Source organism: Saccharopolyspora sp. NPDC047091, assembly GCF_040643635.1.
Lineage (GTDB): Bacteria > Actinomycetota > Actinomycetes > Mycobacteriales > Pseudonocardiaceae > Saccharopolyspora_C.
In genome coordinates, this window is sequence record NZ_JBEYUS010000017.1 from 1 (window position 1) to 18,848 (window position 18,848).

Annotated in this window: 18 protein-coding genes; 11 read left to right on the forward strand and 7 right to left on the reverse strand. The window is 73.5% G+C overall.

Features of this window, described 5'->3' with window-relative positions; translation table 11 throughout:
- Positions 1 to 61 precede the first annotated feature (61 nt).
- Both ABZ805_RS10425 and ABZ805_RS10430 read right to left on the reverse strand, forming a co-directional pair.
- On the reverse strand, positions 62 to 1,882 hold the full coding sequence (locus tag ABZ805_RS10425; protein WP_358437322.1) for a phosphoenolpyruvate carboxykinase (GTP): 1,821 nt from the start codon (positions 1,880 to 1,882) through the stop codon (positions 62 to 64).
- Between the two features lie 414 nt (positions 1,883 to 2,296).
- A complete protein-coding gene (locus tag ABZ805_RS10430; protein ID WP_358437325.1) occupies positions 2,297 to 3,010 on the reverse strand; it encodes a DUF6802 family protein in 714 nt (237 codons plus the stop codon).
- A gap of 116 nt (positions 3,011 to 3,126) precedes the next feature.
- Between ABZ805_RS10430 and ABZ805_RS10435 the strand changes: the two genes are divergently transcribed.
- Entirely contained in the window at positions 3,127 to 4,068 is a 942-nt protein-coding gene (locus ABZ805_RS10435) for an NADP-dependent oxidoreductase (RefSeq protein ID WP_358437328.1), read from the forward strand.
- Between the two features lie 46 nt (positions 4,069 to 4,114).
- Here ABZ805_RS10435 and ABZ805_RS10440 read toward each other — a convergent pair whose 3' ends face one another.
- Entirely contained in the window at positions 4,115 to 5,986 is a 1,872-nt protein-coding gene (locus ABZ805_RS10440; RefSeq protein WP_358437331.1) for a dynamin family protein, read from the reverse strand.
- Between the two features lie 586 nt (positions 5,987 to 6,572).
- Between ABZ805_RS10440 and ABZ805_RS10445 the strand changes: the two genes are divergently transcribed.
- Positions 6,573 to 6,779, forward strand: coding sequence for a hypothetical protein (locus tag ABZ805_RS10445; RefSeq protein ID WP_358437334.1), 207 nt, complete (start codon positions 6,573 to 6,575; stop codon positions 6,777 to 6,779).
- Here ABZ805_RS10445 and grpE read toward each other — a convergent pair.
- Together grpE and ABZ805_RS10455 are read right to left on the reverse strand one after the other, a co-directional pair.
- On the reverse strand, positions 6,739 to 7,224 hold the full coding sequence (gene grpE, locus ABZ805_RS10450; RefSeq protein ID WP_358437533.1) for a nucleotide exchange factor GrpE: 486 nt from the start codon (positions 7,222 to 7,224) through the stop codon (positions 6,739 to 6,741). The two genes, ABZ805_RS10445 and grpE, sit on opposite strands and share 41 nt — an antisense overlap.
- On the reverse strand, positions 7,221 to 8,771 hold the full coding sequence (locus ABZ805_RS10455; protein WP_358437337.1) for a dynamin family protein: 1,551 nt from the start codon (positions 8,769 to 8,771) through the stop codon (positions 7,221 to 7,223). The genes grpE and ABZ805_RS10455 overlap by 4 nt, the downstream gene beginning before the upstream one ends.
- A 137-nt stretch (positions 8,772 to 8,908) precedes the next feature.
- Here ABZ805_RS10455 and ABZ805_RS10460 point away from each other — a divergent pair, with 137 nt between their 5' ends.
- The 7 genes from ABZ805_RS10460 to ABZ805_RS10490 all read left to right on the forward strand — a co-directional run bounded on the left by ABZ805_RS10460 (position 8,909) and on the right by ABZ805_RS10490 (position 16,177).
- A complete protein-coding gene (locus ABZ805_RS10460) occupies positions 8,909 to 9,319 on the forward strand; it encodes a hypothetical protein (protein ID WP_358437340.1) in 411 nt (136 codons plus the stop codon).
- Positions 9,320 to 9,427: 108 nt separating this feature from the next.
- Positions 9,428 to 10,633: a histidine kinase gene (locus ABZ805_RS10465; protein ID WP_358437343.1), complete on the forward strand. Its 1,206-nt coding sequence runs from the start codon at positions 9,428 to 9,430 to the stop codon at positions 10,631 to 10,633.
- A 323-nt stretch (positions 10,634 to 10,956) separates the two neighbouring features.
- Positions 10,957 to 12,414 carry a glycosyltransferase family 39 protein gene (locus ABZ805_RS10470; RefSeq protein WP_358437345.1) on the forward strand — a complete coding sequence of 486 codons (1,458 nt, stop codon included), beginning with the start codon at positions 10,957 to 10,959 and terminating at the stop codon, positions 12,412 to 12,414.
- Between the two features lie 74 nt (positions 12,415 to 12,488).
- Complete coding sequence (locus ABZ805_RS10475; protein ID WP_358437347.1) at positions 12,489 to 13,145, forward strand: response regulator transcription factor; 657 nt, start codon at positions 12,489 to 12,491, stop codon at positions 13,143 to 13,145.
- A gap of 186 nt (positions 13,146 to 13,331) precedes the next feature.
- Positions 13,332 to 14,132, forward strand: a complete 801-nt coding sequence (locus ABZ805_RS10480) for an HAD family hydrolase (RefSeq protein WP_358437350.1) — start codon at positions 13,332 to 13,334, stop codon at positions 14,130 to 14,132.
- Positions 14,133 to 14,504: 372 nt separating this feature from the next.
- Entirely contained in the window at positions 14,505 to 15,455 is a 951-nt protein-coding gene (locus ABZ805_RS10485) for an ABC transporter ATP-binding protein (RefSeq protein ID WP_358437352.1), read from the forward strand.
- The gene (locus ABZ805_RS10490) at positions 15,452 to 16,177 is read left to right on the forward strand and encodes a hypothetical protein (protein WP_358437355.1); all 726 of its coding nucleotides are present in this window, start codon (positions 15,452 to 15,454) and stop codon (positions 16,175 to 16,177) included. The genes ABZ805_RS10485 and ABZ805_RS10490 overlap by 4 nt, the downstream gene beginning before the upstream one ends.
- A gap of 391 nt (positions 16,178 to 16,568) precedes the next feature.
- On the opposite strand, the gene ABZ805_RS10495 is transcribed toward ABZ805_RS10490, so the two are convergent.
- Positions 16,569 to 17,033 carry a universal stress protein gene (locus ABZ805_RS10495; protein WP_358437358.1) on the reverse strand — a complete coding sequence of 155 codons (465 nt, stop codon included), beginning with the start codon at positions 17,031 to 17,033 and terminating at the stop codon, positions 16,569 to 16,571.
- Between the two features lie 222 nt (positions 17,034 to 17,255).
- Between ABZ805_RS10495 and ABZ805_RS10500 the strand changes: the two genes are divergently transcribed.
- Both ABZ805_RS10500 and trmB read left to right on the forward strand, forming a co-directional pair.
- Positions 17,256 to 17,825 carry a hypothetical protein gene (locus tag ABZ805_RS10500; protein ID WP_358437360.1) on the forward strand — a complete coding sequence of 190 codons (570 nt, stop codon included), beginning with the start codon at positions 17,256 to 17,258 and terminating at the stop codon, positions 17,823 to 17,825.
- A 37-nt stretch (positions 17,826 to 17,862) separates the two neighbouring features.
- A complete protein-coding gene (gene trmB, locus ABZ805_RS10505; protein WP_358437363.1) occupies positions 17,863 to 18,576 on the forward strand; it encodes a tRNA (guanosine(46)-N7)-methyltransferase TrmB in 714 nt (237 codons plus the stop codon).
- Positions 18,577 to 18,595: 19 nt separating this feature from the next.
- On the opposite strand, the gene ABZ805_RS10510 is transcribed toward trmB, so the two are convergent.
- Positions 18,596 to 18,739: a hypothetical protein gene (locus ABZ805_RS10510; RefSeq protein ID WP_358437365.1), complete on the reverse strand. Its 144-nt coding sequence runs from the start codon at positions 18,737 to 18,739 to the stop codon at positions 18,596 to 18,598.
- Positions 18,740 to 18,848: the final 109 nt, after the last annotated feature.

Genomic DNA, 18,848 nt, shown 5'->3' on the forward strand with positions numbered 1-18,848 from the left:
CGACCCCGAGAAGGGCCGCCCGCGGAATTCCGCGGGCGGCCCTTCTCGGGGTCGTGCCGGGTCAGGCGACGCCGAGGCGCTGCTTGAGCGCGTCGAACTCGTCCCGAATGGAGGAGGGCAGGTCGTCACCGATGGTGGCGAACCACTCCTCGATCAGCGGGATCTCGGCCTTCCACTCGTCGACGTCCACGTGCAGCGCGATGTCGACATCCTCGCGGGAGGTGTCCAGCCCGGACAGGTCGATCTGGTCGGCGGAGGGAACCCGGCCGATGGGGGTGTCCTCGGCGGCGGCGGTGCCCTCGATGCGCTCGACGACCCACTTGAGCACGCGGGAGTTCTCACCGAAGCCCGGCCACACGATCTTCTTGCCGGACTCGTCGCGGCGGAACCAGTTCACGTAGAAGATCCGGGGCAGCTTCGACGCGTCCGCCGACTTGCCCATGTTCACCCAGTGCTGGAAGTAGTCGCCGACGTTGTAGCCGATGAACGGCAGCATCGCCATCGGGTCGCGGCGCACCACGCCGACCTGGCCGGTGGCGGCGGCGGTGGTCTCCGAGGACATCGTGGTGCCCATGAAGACGCCGTGCTGCCAGTCGAACGACTCGTTCACCAGCGGCACCGTCGTCTTGCGGCGGCCGCCGAACAGGATCGCCGAGATCGGCACGCCCTGCGGGTCGTCCCACTCGTCGGCGAGGATCGGGCACTGCGACATCGGCGTGCAGTAGCGCGAGTTCGGGTGCGCGGCCTTCTCGTCCGAGTCGGGCGTCCAGTCCCGCTGCTTCCAGTCGGTGAGGTGCGCGGGCGCCTCGCCCATGCCCTCCCACCAGATGTCCTTGTCATCGGTGAGGGCCACGTTGGTGAACAGCGTGTTGCCCTGCTCGATGGTGCGCATCGCGTTCGGGTTGGTGTTCTCGTCGGTGCCCGGGGCGACGCCGAAGAAACCGGCCTCCGGGTTCACCGCGTACAGCCTGCCGTCCTCGCCGAAGCGCATCCAGGCGATGTCGTCGCCGAGCGTCTCCGCCTTCCAGCCGGGGATGGTCGGCTGCAGCATCGCCAGGTTCGTCTTGCCGCACGACGACGGGAACGCGGCGGCCACGTAGTGGACCTTGCCCTCCGGCGAGGTGAGCTTGAGGATCAGCATGTGCTCGGCGAGCCAGCCCTCGTCGCGGCCCATCGCGGAGGCGATCCGCAGCGAGTAGCACTTCTTGCCGAGCAGCGCGTTGCCGCCGTAGCCGGAGCCGAAGCTCCAGATCATCCGCTCCTCGGGGAAGTGGGTGATGTACTTCGTGTCGTTGCAGGGCCAGGGCACGTCCTGCTGGCCGGGCTCCAGCGGGGCACCCACCGAGTGCAGCGCGGGTACGAACGCGCCGTCGCTGCCGAGCTTCTCCAGGACCTTGGCGCCCATCCGGGTCATGATGTGCATGGAGGTCACCACGTAGGCGCTGTCGCTGATCTCGACGCCCAGCTTCGGCTCGTCGGCGTCCAGCGGACCCATGCAGAACGGGATGACGTACATCGTGCGACCGCGCATCGAGCCCCGGTAGAGCTCGGTCATGATCGCTTTCATCTCGTCGGGCTGCATCCAGTTGTTGGTGACGCCCGCGTCCTTGCGCTCCCGGGAGCAGATGTAGGTCCGCTCCTCGACGCGCGCCACGTCGGTCGGGTCCGAGGCGGCCCAGAACGAGTTGGGCTTCTTCTCCAGCCGGGTGTAGGTGCCCGCCTCGACCAGCTCGTCGGTCAGCCGCGTCCATTCCTCCTGGGAGCCGTCGCACCACACCACCCGCTCGGGCGTGGTCAGCTCGGCGACCTCGCGCACCCACGACAGCAGGCGTGCGTGATCGGTGGGTGCCTGGTCGAGACCTGGGATGGTCAAGGCGGTCATCGCTTCGTGTCTCCTGACTGGGCGCCACAGCCCGGAATGCTCGTCCGGCGGCGGCGGTGCCACCGGCGTGTTCAGAGAATGCTTCGCCCCACCCGCAGAACGGGAGGAGCTTGGAAAGGGATGCACCGAGGCTAACGGTGCCGGGCGCCCGCAATGGAGATCAGCTGTGTAGGTTCTCTCACAGGAACGATAAGGGGATCGATTCAGAACCCCGGGGACCTAGAGGTCTAGACGAAAATTCGGTCGCCCGCGCGCACGGATGACCAAGGATTTCCGGCGAAGCGGACAGCCCCGCGAACGAGAGGTGACGGCCGGGCGGACATCCCGTGCCGTTCGCACCCCGGACCGGACCGCGAAAAGCGCTCGGATTCCACCGGATAGGAGGAATTCGAGCGCTCGGCGTGGCGGGGGGACTCAGCTCCAGGCGGCGTCCGAATCGGAGCAGGTCGCGGGCCGTTCCTGGGCGACCTGCTGGGCCCGGTCCTGCGGCGGTTCCGGATCGCCGAACGTCCACGTCGCATCGTCGGTCGCGCCCACCGCCGGGTGCGGGGCGGGCACGTACCGGCCCTGCTCGTCGAGGGTGCCCTGCTCGACCACGGTCCACTCCCCTGCGCCGGTGTGGTGGGTGATGGTGACCTCGCCGGAGTCGCCGATCTCCACCAGCTGGTCGGCGGAGCCGTCGCCGTCCACATCGGTGACCAGCATCGTGCCGCGCTCGGTGGTGACCACCGCGGTGTCGGGGCGGCCGTCGTCGTCGGTGTCCTCGGTGGCCGGTCCGACCTGCTGCTCGCCGCCCGGGGCGTCGATGACCAGGGGCGCTCCGGCCGGGTGCCGCGGGTCGGCCGCGCCGGGGTGCTGCTCCGGCTGCTCGGCGACCCAGTCGCCGGTGGTGGCGTCGAAGCGGGCCTGGCCGACGACGGTGCCGTCCGCGTCCACGGTCTGCATCACCTCGGCGGAACCGTCGGCGTCCTCGTCGAGGTAGGCCACGTGGCCGTCCTCGGTCAGGATCGTGACCGCGTCGTCCACGCCGTCGCCGTCGAGGTCGTAGTTCGCCTCGGCGGTGTACTCCACGCCTTCGACGGTGACCTTGATGTCGCCGTCCCCGGCACCTGTCTCCTCGATGTACATCTCGACCCCCACTTCGGCCTCGGCTCACCGCTACGACGCAGCGTAGAGCCGTCCGGTTCCGCCGCGTCAGCCGCTCGACCGGGAATCCGGTGAGCGGGGGCGGTGTTGTGCCGGTCATGGTCGTTCGCATCGTCGCCACCGCGTTCGGTGGCCCGGAAGTCCTGTCCGCCGTCGACGCCGAGGTGGCTCCGCCCGGCCCCGGCCGCGTCGTGGTCGAAGCCCGCGCGATCGGGGTGAACCCGATCGACCACAAGCTCTACAGCGGTGCCTTCGGCTCCGACCCGGCGAAGCTGCCGCTGCCCGTGGGCAACGAGCTCGCCGGCGTGGTCACCGCCGTCGGCGAGGGCGCCACCGGGGCGGCCGGTCCGATCTCCGTCGGGGACGAGGTGGTGGTGCACCCCGCGCCCGGTGCCTACGCGGGCGAGGTGGACGTGCCCGCGAGCGCCGTCGTCCCGAAACCGGCCGGGTTGTCCTGGGAGAGCGCGTCCGGGCTGCTGCTCGCGGGCGGCACCGCGGTGCACCTGCTGTCGCTGCTCGGCGACGTCGAGGACCGGACGGTGCTGGTGCACGGCGCGTCCGGTGCGGTGGGCGTGCTCGCCGCCCAGCTCGCGGTGGCCGCGGGGGCGCGGGTCGTGGGCACGGCGGGCGAATCCCGGCACGAGCGGCTGCGCGGGCTCGGCGTCGTGCCGGTGTCCTACGGGGACGGTCTGCTGGAGCGGGTGCGCGCGGCCGCGCCGGACGGCGTCGCGGGCGCGATCGACACCGTCGGCACCGACGAGGCGATCGACGTCTCGCTGGCGGTCGTGGCCCCGGACCGGATCACCAGCGCCGCCGCGTTCCACCGCGCAGCGGACGGGATCCGGCTCGTCGGCGGTGGTCCCGGCGCCGATCCGGGCACCGAGCTCCGCGCGGCGGCGTGGCAGCGGCTGCTGCCCGCGGCGGCCGCCGGACGGCTGGAGCTGCCGATCGCGCGGACCTTCCCGCTGGCCGAGGCCGCGGCGGCGCACCGGTTCCTCGCCGAAGGGCACCCGGGCGGGAAGCTGGTGCTGCTGCCCTGACCCGGCAACCGGCACCTGCCAGGCGGCACCTGTCAGTCGGCACCTGTCACTCGGCGCGGTCGCGGAGGCCCCGGATCGCGCCGAGCAGGTGCTCCGCGCGGTCCCGGCCGGTGCGGGTCTCGGCGAGGCGCTGCTCGGCGGTGTGCAACCGGCGGCTGCGCTCGGCGGCGTCCATCTTCAGCGCCTTGTCGACCTCCCGCAGCTCCGCCTCGATCGACTCGATGCGCCTGCCCAGCGCGTCGTCCAGCGCCAGCGACAGCTGCTGCTCCGCCTCGATGAGCTGTTCGGACACCAGCTGGTCCAGGGCGGAGCGCGCGTCCGCGATGGCCTCGGTGAGCCACTGCTTGAGGTGCTGCTTGTCCGCCGCGTGCTTGCGGGTGCGGGCCATCCACCAGCCGGCGCCGAGGCCCAGCACGATCGTCACCGGCAGCACCACCGGGTTCAGCACGCCCACGCCGATCCCGGCCAGCGGCATCGCCGCCGCCCGGCCCACCCCGAGGCCGCCGGAGATCCCCATGAACACCAGCAGCTTGTCCTCGGAGGTCGGCGCCCGCTTGTCCGGCGGCCGCAGCGCGATCGGCGACTGGGCGCCGCGGGCGAACTGGGAGCGGATCACGTCCAGCTCCTCCGCGGAGAACAGCTCCGCCAGCGACACCTCGGCGACCTTCGCCAGCCGCGCCGACAGCAGTCCGGACACCCGCGAGGACACCATCTGCAGCGCGGTGTCCACCTGGTGCGGCAGGGCGGCGAGCGCGCCGTGCTCGGCGAGGTCGATGGCGCGGCGGAACCAGCTCTGCACCTCCCGCATCTGCCGGGTCACCTCGTGGCTGACCTCGACCCGGGTGCGCTGGATCTCGCCGCGCAGCTTCAGCTGCCAGCCGCGGGTGGAGGAGCGGCGGGAGGCGGTGAGCTCGTCGCGGCGGGCGCGCAGCGATTCGGCCTCGTCCTCGCCGACGGTCAGCGCGCGCTGCTCGGCGGCCAGCCGCACCGCCAGCTCACCGAGCACGGTGGACAGCGCGCGCATCGTGTTGGCCTCGCCGAGCATCGCCGCCCGGCCGCCGACCAGCTGCTCCAGCGCGGAGCGCAGCTCGGCCACCCCGGACCGCTCCCGCAGCATGGTCGCGGCCTGCTCGTTCGGCGCCTGCGCGGCGAGTTCCCACAGCCGCGCCGACACCGGGTGGATCGGCACGTCGGCGAACCGCGGGGCGTGCTCGGCCAGCAGCGCGCGGTTCTCCTCCAGCACCCGGCGCCAGCCGCGGTGCTGGTCGGTCTTGGCGAGCGCGAACACCACGGTCTCCACCCGGTCGGCCGCGCCGTGCAGGAAGTCCAGCTCGCCGCGGGTGAACGGGGCGGAGGCGTCGGCGACGAACAGCAGCGCGGTCGCCGCGGACGCCGCTTCGGCGGCGAGCTCCCCGTGCACCGAGTCGAGGCCGCCGACCCCCGGGGTGTCCACGACGGTCAGCGCGGCCAGCACGTCCAGCGGGGCCTCGATCCGCAGGTGCCGCGGCGGCAGCTCGCCCGCGGGCGGGGTGGTGCGCGCCGAGGACCACGCGGGCAGTTCGGCCACCGCGAACTCCACCGGCTCCGCGTCGGCCGGGTAGCAGGCGAGGCCGCGCCACTGCTCGCCGTGCCGGAACTCCAGGTACGTCGACGTCGCCACCGAAGCGTCCACAGGGGACAGTCCGGGGGTGTCCACGAGCGCGTTCACCAGGGAGCTCTTGCCGCGGTTCGTCTCCCCGACCACGACGACGCTCGGCACCACCGGCCGGGACCGCCGCACCCGGTCCGCCCAGTCGGCCGCGTCCGGGTCGACCTCCCGCAGCAGCGCGAACAGCCGGTCCCTGGTCTGCTTGACCTGCTGGGGCAAGGTGGCCGCGGCCACGGGCACCCCGGTCGTCGCCGGACCGGCCGAAGTCATGCGCACGCTCCTGTCGCTGCATCGGGCACCGCGCTCGGCGCCGGGCTGGTCCGCCGGACCGGACCGGCCGCGGCGCGGCCGTGAATGTACCGCCCGCGAGGCCGCTCGCGGTCCGCTTCCCGCGCGGTCCACCCGACCCGACGAGCCCGGCATCACCTGACCCGAGGAGCCCGGGTCCACCCGGAGCGACGAGCCCGGGTCCACCCGACCTGCGGCGTCCGGAGCCATCCATCCGAGGAGCCGGGCACCATCTGACCCGAGGAGCCGGGCATCACCCGACCTGCGGCGCCCGGAGCCGCCCATCCGAGGAACCCGGCGCCACCCGACCCGAGGAACCCGGCGCTGTCCCGAGGAGTCCGGCGCTCCGGCCGTCCGGTCGGCGGGGATCACCTGGTCGGACCCGGCCGGGCCGTCCGGCCCGGCGCCGGGCCGCTGCCCTCGACCGATCGGCCGGGTGCGCCGGACGGTCCTTGGCCGGATGTCTTAGCGCGGCCGAGCCGCACGGCCGATCCGCGACAGGGAGGTGACCAGCGATTCTGGTGTCACCTCGGAATGCGGGGCTCGGTCACCGGCTAGGAGGAACGCCATGCTCACCACTCTCACCACCCTCGGCACCGTCGTCGGACTCGTCCTCGCGCTCGCCGTGCTGCTGCTGATGTCGGTGAGCTCGGTGCTGCCCGACCTCGCCGAGCGCGCGCCGGAACGCCGGGCGGCCCGGTCCCGGTCGGCCTCCCGGTCGGCGGGTTTCCGGTTCAGCTCGCCGCTGGTCCCGGGCGCACCTGGTACACGGTGACGACCGGGGCGCGCAGCACCTGATCGCGGTCGGCGAAGCCCGGTACCTCGGTCTCGGCGACGAGCCCGTCCAGCGCCGGATCGTCGGTCGCCACGGTGCCACCGGCCTCGTGCCGCGCCGGGTCGAACGGCAGCCCTTCGGGGCGCAGCCGGGTCACCCCGACGCCGTCGAGGCCTTCGGCGATCCGTTCGGCGACGCCGCTGCTGCGGGCCCGGTCCAGCGCGTACAGGCACAGCCTGATCAGCTCGGTGCGTTCGGACAGCGCCTGGTCGAGCGGGTCGATGCGCACGGCGGTCATGTCAGCCCCCAACTCGGCGTCCGGTTCCGCGGGTTCCTCCGCAGCCGGTTCCGACGCGGCGGCCGCCCGCTCGGTTCCACGATCGAGTGAAGATCGTCGTCGAAGCCAGTCCCGCACCGCCGCGCCCTCCGCTCGCCCGCCGCTCAGCCCGGTGCCCGGACCTGGCCGGGCTGCAGCTGCTGCCAGATCAGGAAGTACGCCCGGTGCACCACGAACGCGACGCGGCTCTGCGCGGGCGTCGCGCCGAACGACGCGAACGACCGCCACCAGCTCGCCCGCTCCAGCGCGTACTCCACGAGCTCCTGCTGCGGCCGGCCCGCCAACCCCAGCTGGGCGCCGGGATCGGCGCTGCCGCCGATCCGCAGCACCTCGGCCGCCAAGTCCTCCGGGAAGCGCACCGCCCCCGAGGTCACCAGCGTCAACGCTTCCAGCACCCGCAGCTGGTGCGCCTCCCGCCTGCTCAGCAGCACCTCGATCGCGTCGTGCACCCGCTGCCGCTCGCCCGCGTCGCCGGACGCCTGCGCCAGCGCCGTCACCGACGCCAGCGCGGCCGCCGCCTTGATCCCGTCGGCGCGCGCCCGGAACACCTCGTCCAACCGGCCCAGCACCCCGGCCAGGCCCGAGCTGTCCAGCAGCGCCCGCCGCAGCGCCCCCGCCGTGATCTCCGGATCGTCCGCGAGCACCGCGAGCGCCCGCCGCACCCCGTACAGGTCCAGCCGCTCCAGCAGCCGCTCGCGGGCCCGCTCCGGGACCGCGCACTCCCAGCCGGTGAACAGGTCCGCCGACATCAGCATCGTCAGCCGGTCCGCCTCGTCCAGCTCCGCCAGCGCGCGCAGCGCCTCCGCGTCCGCCGCGCCGAACCCGCCGGTCTCCGCGGTCTCGGCGAGCAGGCCGATCACCGGCAGCACCTCCGCCACCCGCGGCCCGAGCAGCGCGGCCTGCTCGGCGGCCAGCGACTCCGCCGCCCGCCACACCTCGCCGCCGGAACCGGGCACCGAGTCCGGTTCGACGGTGTCCGCCTTGTTCAGCACCGCGATCGCGTTCGCCGGACCCGCGTCCCGGCTCGCGGTGGCCGCGGTGAACGCGTCCAGCGCCAGCTGGTCGTCGGCGCGCACCGCCTGCGTCACCACGTACAGCACCGCCTCCGCGCCCGCGACGGCGCTGCGCGACACCGGGTCCAGGTCGTCCGGCTCGCGGGCGCCGAGCAACTGCTCGGTCCGCGCCACCGACGCCGCGTCCAGCGAACCCAGGCCCGGGGTGTCGATGACCGTGAGGTCCCGCAGCACCGCGTTCGTCAGGTACGCCTCCAGGTGCGACACCCGCTCCGGCTCCACGCCCAGTTCGGCCGGGATGCCGCCGTCGGTGTCGAACGGCACCGCCTGCTTCGACCCGTCGTGGAACACCACCTCGACCCGGTCCACCGTGCCGTACTGGAAGCGGGTCACCAGCCGGGTGCACTCGCCGACGTCGGTCGGCGCCACCCGCCTGCCGATCATCGCGTTCACCAGGGTCGACTTGCCCGACTTGATCCGGCCTGCCACCGCCACCTGCAGCGGGGCGGACATCCGGTGCAGCACCTCGTCGAACCCGGCGGCGGTGCGCTCGCAGACCTGGCCGCGCAGCCCCGCGCACATCCGCGCGACCGACGCCGACAGCGGACCCGCCCAGCGCTGCTGCTCGACCGGCGAAGTCACCCCTGCCTCCTTGGACGCGGCCCGTGATCGCGGCCATCCTGCCACGAGCCGGGGCCGAGATCGGTTTGCCCGACGATCTACCCGGGAACCCGGCGAGTGCACGGACATGCGCACCACGCACTCGACAGCGGAATTCGGTGATACCCGTGGAAACCGGCTACACCCTCGCATTCCTGGTCATCGGCACCGCGCTGGTCTTCGTCGACGGGTGGCTGCTGCGCCGCAGCGGCACCACCTACCTGGCCGCGGCCTACCCGGACGGCAAGGTCGCCGACTCGGCGAACCAGCTGATCACCGTCCTGTTCCACTTGACGACGCTCGGCGTGCTGGCGCTGCTGTCCACCGTCCGGATGGGCGGCGGCGACCCGTTGCACGCCCTGCTCACCCGGGTCGGCGTGCTGCTGCTGGTGCTCGCGGTCGCGCACGGCATCACGATCTGGCTGCTCGCCCGGCTGCGCACCAAGCAGCGGGAGAAGTCGCTGCAGGAGGAGATCAGCGCCCGCACCAGCGGCCACCTCGACGCGGAACCCCGCACCGGCACCGGCTGATCCGACCGCGGACCCCGCTCCGGGCGGAGGCTCGACTACGACCCCGGTAGGACGGGAACGCGCCGCGAGTATGACGATCCGGCGATGCTCCGCGCCTACGCTGGGCCGATGCGGAACTGGAGCGCGTGGGCGCGGGCGCATCCGACGGCCGTGGACGGGTGGACCGCGGCACTGCTGTTCGTCGCCTTCCTGATCTCCGAACCCGACGCGTACGGCCTGGGGTGGCGCGAACTGCCGCCGTACCTCGAACTGCTCGCCTGCGCGCCGGTCGCGTTGCGCCGCCGCGCCCCGTTGCTCGCCGCGACCGGAGTCCTCGCCGGGGCGGTCGGGACGCACGTGGTCCTGGCGCTGCGGCCGCTGGTCAACCCGGGGCAGGTAGCGGTGTTCCTGGTGCTGTACGGACTGGTCGTGGCCGGGCGTCGGTGGGCCGGGGCCGTGCTGGCCGTGGCGTTCAACCTGGTCGTGCTGACCGGACTGGTGGCCGTCGGCCCGCTCCCGTCCGGGTGGCCGGAGCTCGCGGTGGTCAGCGCGACGCTGTTCCACCTGCTGCTCACCGCATTGCTCTGGGCGCTCGGCGAATTCATCGCCGCCCGGCGCGCGCACCTGCGGGAGGTCGAGGACCGGCTGCGGCGCGCGGAATTCGAGCGGGACCGGCGGGCTCGCCTCGCCGTCGCCGAGGAGCGCAACCGCATCGCCCGCGAGATCCACGACGTGCTCGCGCACTCGCTCAGCGTGATGATCGCGCAGGCCGACGGGGCGAGCTACGCGCTGCGCACCGATCCCGAACTCGCCGAGCGGGCGGCCCGCACGATCGGCGACACGGGCCGGACGGCGCTGGCCGAGCTGCGCGGTCTGCTGGAGGTGCTGCGCGACCCGGCCGAGGGCGGGGCCTGGCCCCCGCCGCCCGGGTCGGTGAGCCTGCGCGAACTGGTCGACCGGGTGCGGCGCCCGGACCTCCCGGTGCGGCTCGAACTCACCGGGGATGTCGATGGCCTGCCGACGGGGCTCGGCCTCGCCGTGTACCGGATCGCGCAGGAGGCGCTGACGAACGTGCTCAAGCACGGCGGCGGAGCGGCGGTCGTGCGGGTGGACAACGACGGCCGCGCCGTCGGGCTGGAGATCAGCGACGACGGGTCGCCGTCGGCCGCCGTGCTCGCCGGAACCGGCTCGGGCGAGGGGAACGGGCTGGCCGGGATGCGCGAGCGGGCCGCGCTGTACGGCGGGGCGCTGATCGCGGGACCCCGGCCGGAGGGCGGCTGGCGGGTGCACGCGGTGCTGCCGCTGGTGAGCTCCGACGCGGCTGCGCCGAACTGATCGGCGGTCCCGGCGCGAACGCCGCGCCCCTGTCCCACCGGGTCGACCGGTCGACATGTCGCCGGGGATTCGGCCACTTGTCGACAAATCCCCAGGTCGCCGGTCGGGTGCCGTGCGTCGCCGGGATGAGCTGACGTCCTACCCCGGTGGGACGTGCGGCGGTGCCGGGTTCAACGCTCAGGCGGACGCGCGCGCAGCGGTCCGCGCCGGAGTCTGGGCCGGTCCTAGCCCCGAACCGGGAAGTGGTCATGCCGCCCGCACTCGATGAGCGTTCCCGCCTCGTTCCACCGCCCGCACCGGGTACCGCCGCCGCACCATCCGCGTTGCCCGCGCTCGCCACCCGGCCGCTGCTGCTGATCGCCGCCGCCGTGATCGGGGTGCTGCTGCTCACCAGCGGCCGTTACGGGATCTACGCCGACGAGCTGTACTTCCTCGCCGCCGGGCACCACCTGGACTGGGGGTATGTCGACCAGCCTCCGCTGGTGCCGCTGATCGCGCTGCTTGCCGACACCGCGTTCCCCGGTTCGCTGCTCGCGCTGCGGCTGCTGCCCGCGCTCGCGGCGGGAACCGGGGTCGTGCTGACGGCCCTGCTCGCGCGGGAGTTCGGCGGTGATCGCCGGGCGCAGCTGCTGGCGGGCGGGGCCTGGGCGGTCGCCGGGCAGACGTCGGCGGGCGGGCACATGCTCGCGACCGTCTCCTTCGACCCGTTGCTGTGGACCGCGGTGCTGTGGCCGCTGGTCCGCTGGGTGCGGCTGCGCGAGCAGGGCGTGCGGCAGGACCGGCTGCTGCTCGCGGCCTGTGCCTGCACGGCCCTGGCGATGCAGGTCAAGCTGCTGATCCCGGTGCTGTGGCTGGTGCTGGGGCTCGTGCTGCTGTGCGCCGGGCCGCGGTCGTTGCTGCGCCGCCCGCTGCTGTGGGCCGGTGCGGCGGGCGCGCTGCTCACCGCGGCGCCGACGCTGTGGTGGCAGGCCACCCACGGCTGGCCGCAGCTGAGCATGGGCGAGGCCGTCGCCGCGGAGAGCTCCTTCGGCGTGCTCCTGCTGCCCGCCGTGGTGCTGTGCGCGGGAATTCCCGGCGGAGTGCTGGTGTGCTTCGGCTGCTGGCGATTGCTGCGCGCGCCGGAGCTGCGGCCGTACCGCTTCCTCGGCTGGACGGTCCTCGGGGTGGCCGTGCTGGTGGCGCTGACGGAATCGCGGCCGTACTACTCGGCCGGCGCGTACGGGCTGCTGTTCGCGGTCGGTGCCGTCCAGCTCCGGGCGCGGTGGTTCTCCGTGCGGCTGTACGCGGTCTCCGCGCTGGTCGCCGCCGTGGCGACGTTGCCGGTGCTGCCGGTCGCGCTGATCCCGCGGTTCGACCTGGTGGGCACCGGCAGCGTGGGCTGGCCGGAGCTCACCGCGATCGTCGAGCGCAACGCCCAGGAACACGCGGCACCGGTGATCGCCGAGGACTACTGGGTGGCGAGCGCGGTGCACCACTACGGCCGGACCGAGGTGTACAGCGCGAGCCGGGGGTACTGGGCGTTCGGCAGGCCCGCCGAGCACGTCCGGAGCGCGATCTATGTGGGCGGGCGGCGGGACTTCCTCCTCCGCCACTTCGGTTCCGTGCGGCGGGCGGACACGGTGCGCACCGGCCTGCCGTCGCTGTACGAGGGCACTCCCGTGTGGGTGGTGGCGGAGCCCCGGCGGCCGTGGGAGCTGCTCTGGCGCGACCTGTGGCACATCGGGCTCCGGCACGACGGGACGCCGTCCGGCGCGCCGCCCGCGGTCACCGCGGGCGGGTAGGGCCGGCGAGGGTTGTCACGGAGATCATCCGGAACCGGCCCCCCGGACCGCCCGGGCGCTTAGGGTCGGTGGCCATGATCCGGGTGCTGCTCGTCGACGACCAGGAACTGATGCGCATGGGGTTCCGCATGGTGCTCGACGCGCACCCGGACATCGAGGTCGTGGGCGATGCCGGCGACGGTGCGGAGGCCGTGCGGCTCGCCCGGCGGCTCGACCCGGACGTGGTGCTGATGGACGTGCGGATGCCGGTGCTGGACGGCATCGAGGCGACCCGGCTGATCACCGCCGACTGCAACGCGAAGGTCCTGGTGCTCACCACGTTCGACCTGGACGAGTACTCCCTGGCCGCCCTCCGCGGTGGAGCGAGCGGATTCCTGCTCAAGGACATCCAGCCGAGCGGCCTGGTAGCGGCGGTGCGGTCCGTCGCGGTCGGCGACGCGGTCGTCGCGCCCAGCGTCACCCGGCGGCTGCTGGAGCGGTTCCTGGACACCTCCACCGCCGGCGTCCGGGACCGCGCCGCGCTCGACGTGCTGACCGAGCGGGAGCGAGAAGTGCTGGCGCTGGTGGGCAAGGGGCTCAACAACCAGGAACTGGCCGCGACCCTGCACGTCTCCGAAGCCACCGTGAAGACCCACGTCGGCCGGGTGCTGGCGAAGCTCGGCGTCCGGGACCGGGTGCAGGCGGTGATCGTCGCCTACGAGACCGGCCTGGTCCGCCTCGGCGAACGCTGAGGCCCCTCCCCGCGCCCCGGGGGAGAACGTCCGCATCGAGGGACGGCACATCCGTCCCGTCCCGGCGCCCCGGGACGACCCGTCCCTCTCCCGACGGAGATCCGGTGGCCCCGCCGCGCGAGATCGAGGTGCGCGGCCGCCCGCCGGGGCGGCACGTTCGCGCTGGTGGCGGCTAGCCTGGTCGGCGTGCCCGATCCCGCATGGAAGCCCAGGCTCGTCGCGCTCGACGTGGACGGAACGCTGCTCGACCCCGACTCGCAGACCATCTCGCCGGCGGTGCGGGACGCGGTCCGCCGCGTCGCGGCCGCCGGCGCGCACGTCGTGATCGCGACCGGGCGCAGCATGCTCGGCACGCTGCCGGTGCTGCGCGAACTCGGCCTCGACAGCGGGGTGGCGCTGTGCTCGAACGGCGCGGTCACCCTCGACGCCGCCACCGGCGACGCGCTGGCCGTGGAGACCTTCGACCCGGCGCCGGTGCACGCGCGCCTCGCCCCGCTGCTGCCCGGCGCCTCCTACGCGGTGGAGCAGGTCGGCACCGGCAGCCTCGTCACCAGCCCGTTCCGCGAGTACCAGCTGCACGGGCCGCAGCGGCTCGCGTCCCTCGACGAACTGGTCTCGGCCCCCGTGCCGCGGCTCATCGCGAACTGGGAGGACCACCCGCCGCAGGAGGTGTTCGACGCGCTCGCCGACACCGAGCTCCCCGGCTGCACCACCACCATCGACCACTACGAACCGTGGGTGACGGTGGTGCCCGCCGGGGTCACCAAGGGCGCCGCGCTGGAGAAGCTGCGCACCGAGCTCGGAGTGTCCGCAGAGGACACCTTCGCGGCCGGGGACGGCACCAACGACGTGCAGATGCTGCGCTGGGCCGCGCACGGCGTCGCCATGGGCCAGGCTCCCGAGCAGGTCCGCGCCGCCGCCACCGAGACCACCGGGCCCGTCACCGAGGACGGCGTGGTCGCCGCTCTCGCCCGCTGGTTCCCCTGATCTCGTCGCCCCGCTCCCGTCGTGGGGCCGTGGCGGAAACCTCGGCGGTGCCCGCGCCGCCGCTTCCTCGGCGCGGCCGCGACGTCCGTCCGCACCCCGGCGACCTCGCCGTCCTCGCGCGGGAACCGCTGCGCATCCGCGGCGGCGCGGTCGGCTGCTCAGCCGCTCCGCCGCCGCTGCGGAACGGACGGGCGCGAGCCGGCCGAACGGTCCGCGGGTAGTACGCAAGAACTACGCGGGGACCCGTCCGAACAGGCCGAACGGCTCACCCGTCGTGGCCGGACGACCGAGGTGCCCGACCCACCGCGCCGGGCAGAGTTCACCTCGGCGCCCGGACCACCGCCGAGGCGCGCCCCGCACTCGGAGGTCACCATGATCGAGGCTGAAGGCCTCACCAAGCGATACGGGTCGAAGGTCGCCGTCAACGACCTGTCGTTCACCGCGAAGCCCGGCACCGTCACCGGATTCCTCGGGCCGAACGGCGCGGGCAAGTCCACCACGATGCGCATGATCCTCGGCCTGGACCGCCCGACCGCGGGCAGCGTGCGGGTCGACGGCAAGCTGTACGGCGAGCTGCGCGAACCGCTGCGCACCGTCGGCGCGCTCATCGACGCCAAGTGGGTGCACCCGAACCGCTCGGCGCACGACCACCTGCGCTGGCTCGCGAAGTCCAACCGCATCCCGGTGTCCCGCGTCGACGAGGTCCTCGACATGGTCGGCCTCGGCGAGGTCGCCGGGAAGCGCGCCGGCGGGTTCTCCCTCGGGATGTCGCAGCGGCTCGGCATCGCCGCCGCCCTGCTCGGCGACCCGAAGATCCTGCTGTTCGACGAACCCGTCAACGGGCTCGACCCCGAAGGCATCCACTGGATCCGCCGCTTCATGCGCAAGCTCGCCGACGAGGGCCGCACGGTGTTCGTCTCCAGCCACCTGCTCACCGAGATGTCGCTGACCGCCGAACAGCTCGTCGTCGTCGGCAAGGGCGAGCTGATCGCCCAGTGCAGCACCGACGAGTTCGTGGCGGGCGCGGGTCTCACCTCGCTGACCGTCCGCTCCCCGCAGGCGGCCCGGCTGCGCGAACTGCTCGCCGCGGCGGGCATCGTCGTCAAGCCCGCCGACCCCACCGCGCCCGACACGATCGTCGTGACCGGCGCCGAGAGCGACCGGATCGGCGAGATCGCCGCCGCGCACGGCGTCGTGCTGCACGAGCTGTCCCCGCAGCGCGGTTCGCTGGAAGAAGCGTTCATGCAGCTCACCGGGGACGCCGTGGAATACCAGACCGATTTCGGCGGCGCGCTCGCCACCGCCGGGAAGGATGTCCGATGACCCTGCTCGCCGTGGAACGCATCAAGCTGTTCTCCACCCGGTCGCCGTGGTGGTGCGCGGCGCTCGCCGTCGGACTGCCCATCTCCTTCGCCGGTGCCATGGCCGCCTCCGCCGACGAGGGCCTCTCCGTCGGCGGGGCCATGTCCGGCCACCAGTTCGGGCTGATGGTCGTGCTCGTGATGGCCGTGCTGGCGATCACCACCGAATACCGCTTCGGCACCATCCGCGCCACGTTCCAGGCCGCGCCCAACCGGGCCTCGGTGCTGCTGTCGAAGGCCGCGGTCGTCGGCATCACCGGGTTCGTGCTGGGCGAGCTGGCCGGCTTCGGTTCCTGGGGGCTCGCCCAACTGCTCGCTCCCGGGCCCGAACTGGCGCTGGACAGCGCCGACCGGATCCGCGAGGTCGCGGGCGCCGGACCGGTGTTCGCCGTGACCGCCGTGCTCGCGCTCGGCATCGGGACGCTGCTGCGGCAGACCGCGGGCGCGGTGACGCTGCTGATCGTGTGGGTGCTGCTCGGGGAGTCGCTCATCGCGCTCGTCCCCAACATCGGCCCCGACCTGGTGCAGTGGATGCCGTTCAACGTCGGCGGCCGCTTCCTGACGACCTACCCGGACCCGAGCGCGGTGCCGCTCGGACCGTGGGCCTCGCTGGCGTACTTCGCGGCGTTCGCGGTCGTCTCGCTCGCTGCGGCGATCGTCGTGACCCGGCGCAGGGACGCCTGAGCGGCCGGTGCGGCCTGCGCCACGGCGTTACCCGGCCCGCCCGAGAGGCTGATCACCCCGGAAGATAAGATCTCGGCAAGATCGAGCCGTGATCGCAGTTCCGATCGGAATCCGCTTCGGCCGCACCATCGGCCGTACGCCGGAACAGCGGAATTCGCACCACGGTGGATCAGGGACCAAGGTGCCGGGCCCGGCTCGACACCTCCGGGGCGGTCGAGCGCTCGCGAGGCGCGAAGACCGTGCGGCACAACAGAATCGACCGACTGCAGCAGCGCTCGGGGGCGCCGGCGGTCGGGACGGGGGAGGGCCCGGGCTGTCATTCGGGGGATGGCCCGGGCCCTGTGCTTTTCCCAGTGGATCTTGGTTCTTCTTCCGGCTCGGCGGATCCGCCTCACACGGCCGGACGCACCACGAGGACCGGGCAGGCCGCGTGGCGGACGCATTGTTCGGCGACCGAGCCCAGCAGCAGGCCCGCGAATCCGCCGCGACCGCGATGGCCCACCACCAGCAGGTCCGCGCCGCGGGACGCCGACAGCAGCGCCTGCGGTGACGGGGAGTGCACGATGTGCCGCTGCACCGGGATCCGGGGCGCCGGACCCAGCCGGTCGCGCACGATCCGCTCCGCCGATTCGTCCACCGACCGCTGGTAGGCGTCCATGCTCGGCACCGCTCCCGGCGGGCAGTCCGCGGGCCGCGGCGCCGTGCGCATGCTCCACGCCCGCACCACGTGCAGCACCCCCGACCGCAGCTCCGCCTCGTGCGCGGCCACGTCCAGCGCGCGCAACGAGGACGGCGACCCGTCGAGCCCGACGGCGACCCCGCCGTCGACCTCCACCCGCTGCACGGTGCGTTCCACGGCTCCACTCCACCGCCTCCCGGCCCCGCTGTCGACTCGACCACTCGAACGAGTCCGATATGCGATGGTTCACAACCGGTGTCGGAAACTTCACATGATCGTCGGCCTGTGGTAATGCATAAGGCAGGACGCGTGCCTCCACATCAACGTCGCTGAGGTGCATGCGCCACGCCGACCGCCACAGCGGTCCAGCGTGCTTCTTCCAACAGCAGATTGGTGGGCATGGTGCATTCGACCGAGTGCTCGCCGGAGCGGCGCGATCCGCCGCGTCCCCGGCGAAACCAGACCGACGTGCTCCTCGAACCGGTTCCCCGGCTGGAGTGGTCACTGGCCACCGAGGCGCACCCCACGGCCGCCGAAGCCGCCGCACCCGCCTCGCTGCGCGGGAGCTGGATCCACACCGCCGCCGAGCAGAAGGTGCTCGACCTCTACCGCAAGCTGCACGGCCCGGTGAGCAGGCTGCCCTCCCCGTGGTGGCTGCGGGCGCTGGACCGCGGCGAGCTGTCCTCGCGGAACGAGGGCTTCGCGTTCGAGGACGACGTGCACCGCCTGCTCGTCAGCCGCGGCGGCTGGGTGTTCGTGCCCTGGGCGGGCAACGGCGAGACCGGGTACTGGGAGTACGCGCCCTCCGAACGCGGCACCAGGCAGGCGCCGACGACCGTCGCGCTCACCGACGACCACCCCGGCTGGGTCCAGGTCGTCGCCGCCTACACCGACGGGCCACCGCCGCCGCTGCCGCTCAGCGGCACCGCCGGGTTGCTCGCCGCGCTGCCGGTCGTCGAATCCTGGTAGCGGCCCTGCCCGGGGGGTTTGCGATACTCACCTCTCGATGAGCACTTCCGACCAGCAGGTCCAGCACCGGCGCACGATCGTCAGCTACGTCCAGCGCGGCGAGCGGATGACCGTCGGCCAGCAGCGCGCGTGGGACCGGCACTGGCCTTCGATGGGCGACTCGGTGGACGCGCTGCCGCCCGGACCGCTGGACGCGGCGGCCTGGTTCGGCCGCGAGGCCCCGCTGGTGCTGGAGATCGGTTCCGGCATGGGCGAGAGCACCGCGCAGCTGGCCGCCGCCGCGCCCGAGGTCGACCACCTCGCGGTGGAGGTCTACAAGCCGGGTCTGGCACAGCTGCTGCTGCGCGCCGAACACCTGGAGCTGTCGAACCTGCGGCTGCTGCGCGGCGACGCGGTGGTGCTGCTGCGCGAGCACGTGCGGCCGGGCTCGCTGGCCGGGGTGCGGATCTTCTTCCCGGACCCGTGGCCGAAGAAGCGGCACCACAAGCGGCGGCTGGTGCAGCCGGAGACGATCGCGCTGATCGCCTCCCGGCTGGCCCCCGGCGGGTACGTGCACCTGGCGACCGACTGGGAGAACTACGCCGAGCAGATGCTCGAGGTGTGCTCGGCGGAACCGGAGCTGCGCAACCGGTGCGCCGACGAGCCCGGCGGGTGGGCGCCGCGGCCCGAGTGGCGGCCGGTCACCAAGTTCGAGAGCCGCGCCCACGACGAGGGCCGCGAGATCCGCGACCTCCTCTTCGACCGGGTCTGACCGGTCGGCGGGGCGGTCGTCAAGCCGGGTCGTTCGCCTTCGGGGTGAGCAGGGCGCGGCCGCGGTGTTCGACGACGTCGGGCAGCAGCGAGCTCACGGCCATCAGCAGCAGCACCGCCCCCGCGGCGATGGTGCCGAGCGCGGTGGCGGTGACGGTCAGCATGGCGGTACCTCCGAGTCGGCGAGTGCCCCCAGCATCACCGCCCGCGGGGAGGGCCGGGATCGGCCGAAGGGTCGGCCCGCCTCCTACTTCCGGTCGGCACGCCGCGCCC

What these genes read in the sequence shown, in the direction of transcription:
- ABZ805_RS10425 (WP_358437322.1), bottom strand. Translation starts at nt 1,882, where the DNA reads ATGACCGCCTTGACCATCCCAGGTCTCGACCAGGCACCCACCGATCAC.
- ABZ805_RS10445 (WP_358437334.1), top strand. Translation starts at nt 6,573, where the DNA reads ATGCTCACCACTCTCACCACCCTCGGCACCGTCGTCGGACTCGTCCTC.
- ABZ805_RS10490 (WP_358437355.1), top strand. Translation starts at nt 15,452, where the DNA reads ATGACCCTGCTCGCCGTGGAACGCATCAAGCTGTTCTCCACCCGGTCG.
- ABZ805_RS10465 (WP_358437343.1), top strand. Translation starts at nt 9,428, where the DNA reads ATGCGGAACTGGAGCGCGTGGGCGCGGGCGCATCCGACGGCCGTGGAC.
- ABZ805_RS10440 (WP_358437331.1), bottom strand. Translation starts at nt 5,986, where the DNA reads ATGACTTCGGCCGGTCCGGCGACGACCGGGGTGCCCGTGGCCGCGGCC.
- ABZ805_RS10485 (WP_358437352.1), top strand. Translation starts at nt 14,505, where the DNA reads ATGATCGAGGCTGAAGGCCTCACCAAGCGATACGGGTCGAAGGTCGCC.
- ABZ805_RS10475 (WP_358437347.1), top strand. Translation starts at nt 12,489, where the DNA reads ATGATCCGGGTGCTGCTCGTCGACGACCAGGAACTGATGCGCATGGGG.
- trmB (WP_358437363.1), top strand. Translation starts at nt 17,863, where the DNA reads ATGAGCACTTCCGACCAGCAGGTCCAGCACCGGCGCACGATCGTCAGC.
- ABZ805_RS10435 (WP_358437328.1), top strand. Translation starts at nt 3,127, where the DNA reads ATGGTCGTTCGCATCGTCGCCACCGCGTTCGGTGGCCCGGAAGTCCTG.
- ABZ805_RS10430 (WP_358437325.1), bottom strand. Translation starts at nt 3,010, where the DNA reads ATGTACATCGAGGAGACAGGTGCCGGGGACGGCGACATCAAGGTCACC.
- ABZ805_RS10500 (WP_358437360.1), top strand. Translation starts at nt 17,256, where the DNA reads ATGGTGCATTCGACCGAGTGCTCGCCGGAGCGGCGCGATCCGCCGCGT.
- ABZ805_RS10510 (WP_358437365.1), bottom strand. Translation starts at nt 18,739, where the DNA reads ATGCTGACCGTCACCGCCACCGCGCTCGGCACCATCGCCGCGGGGGCG.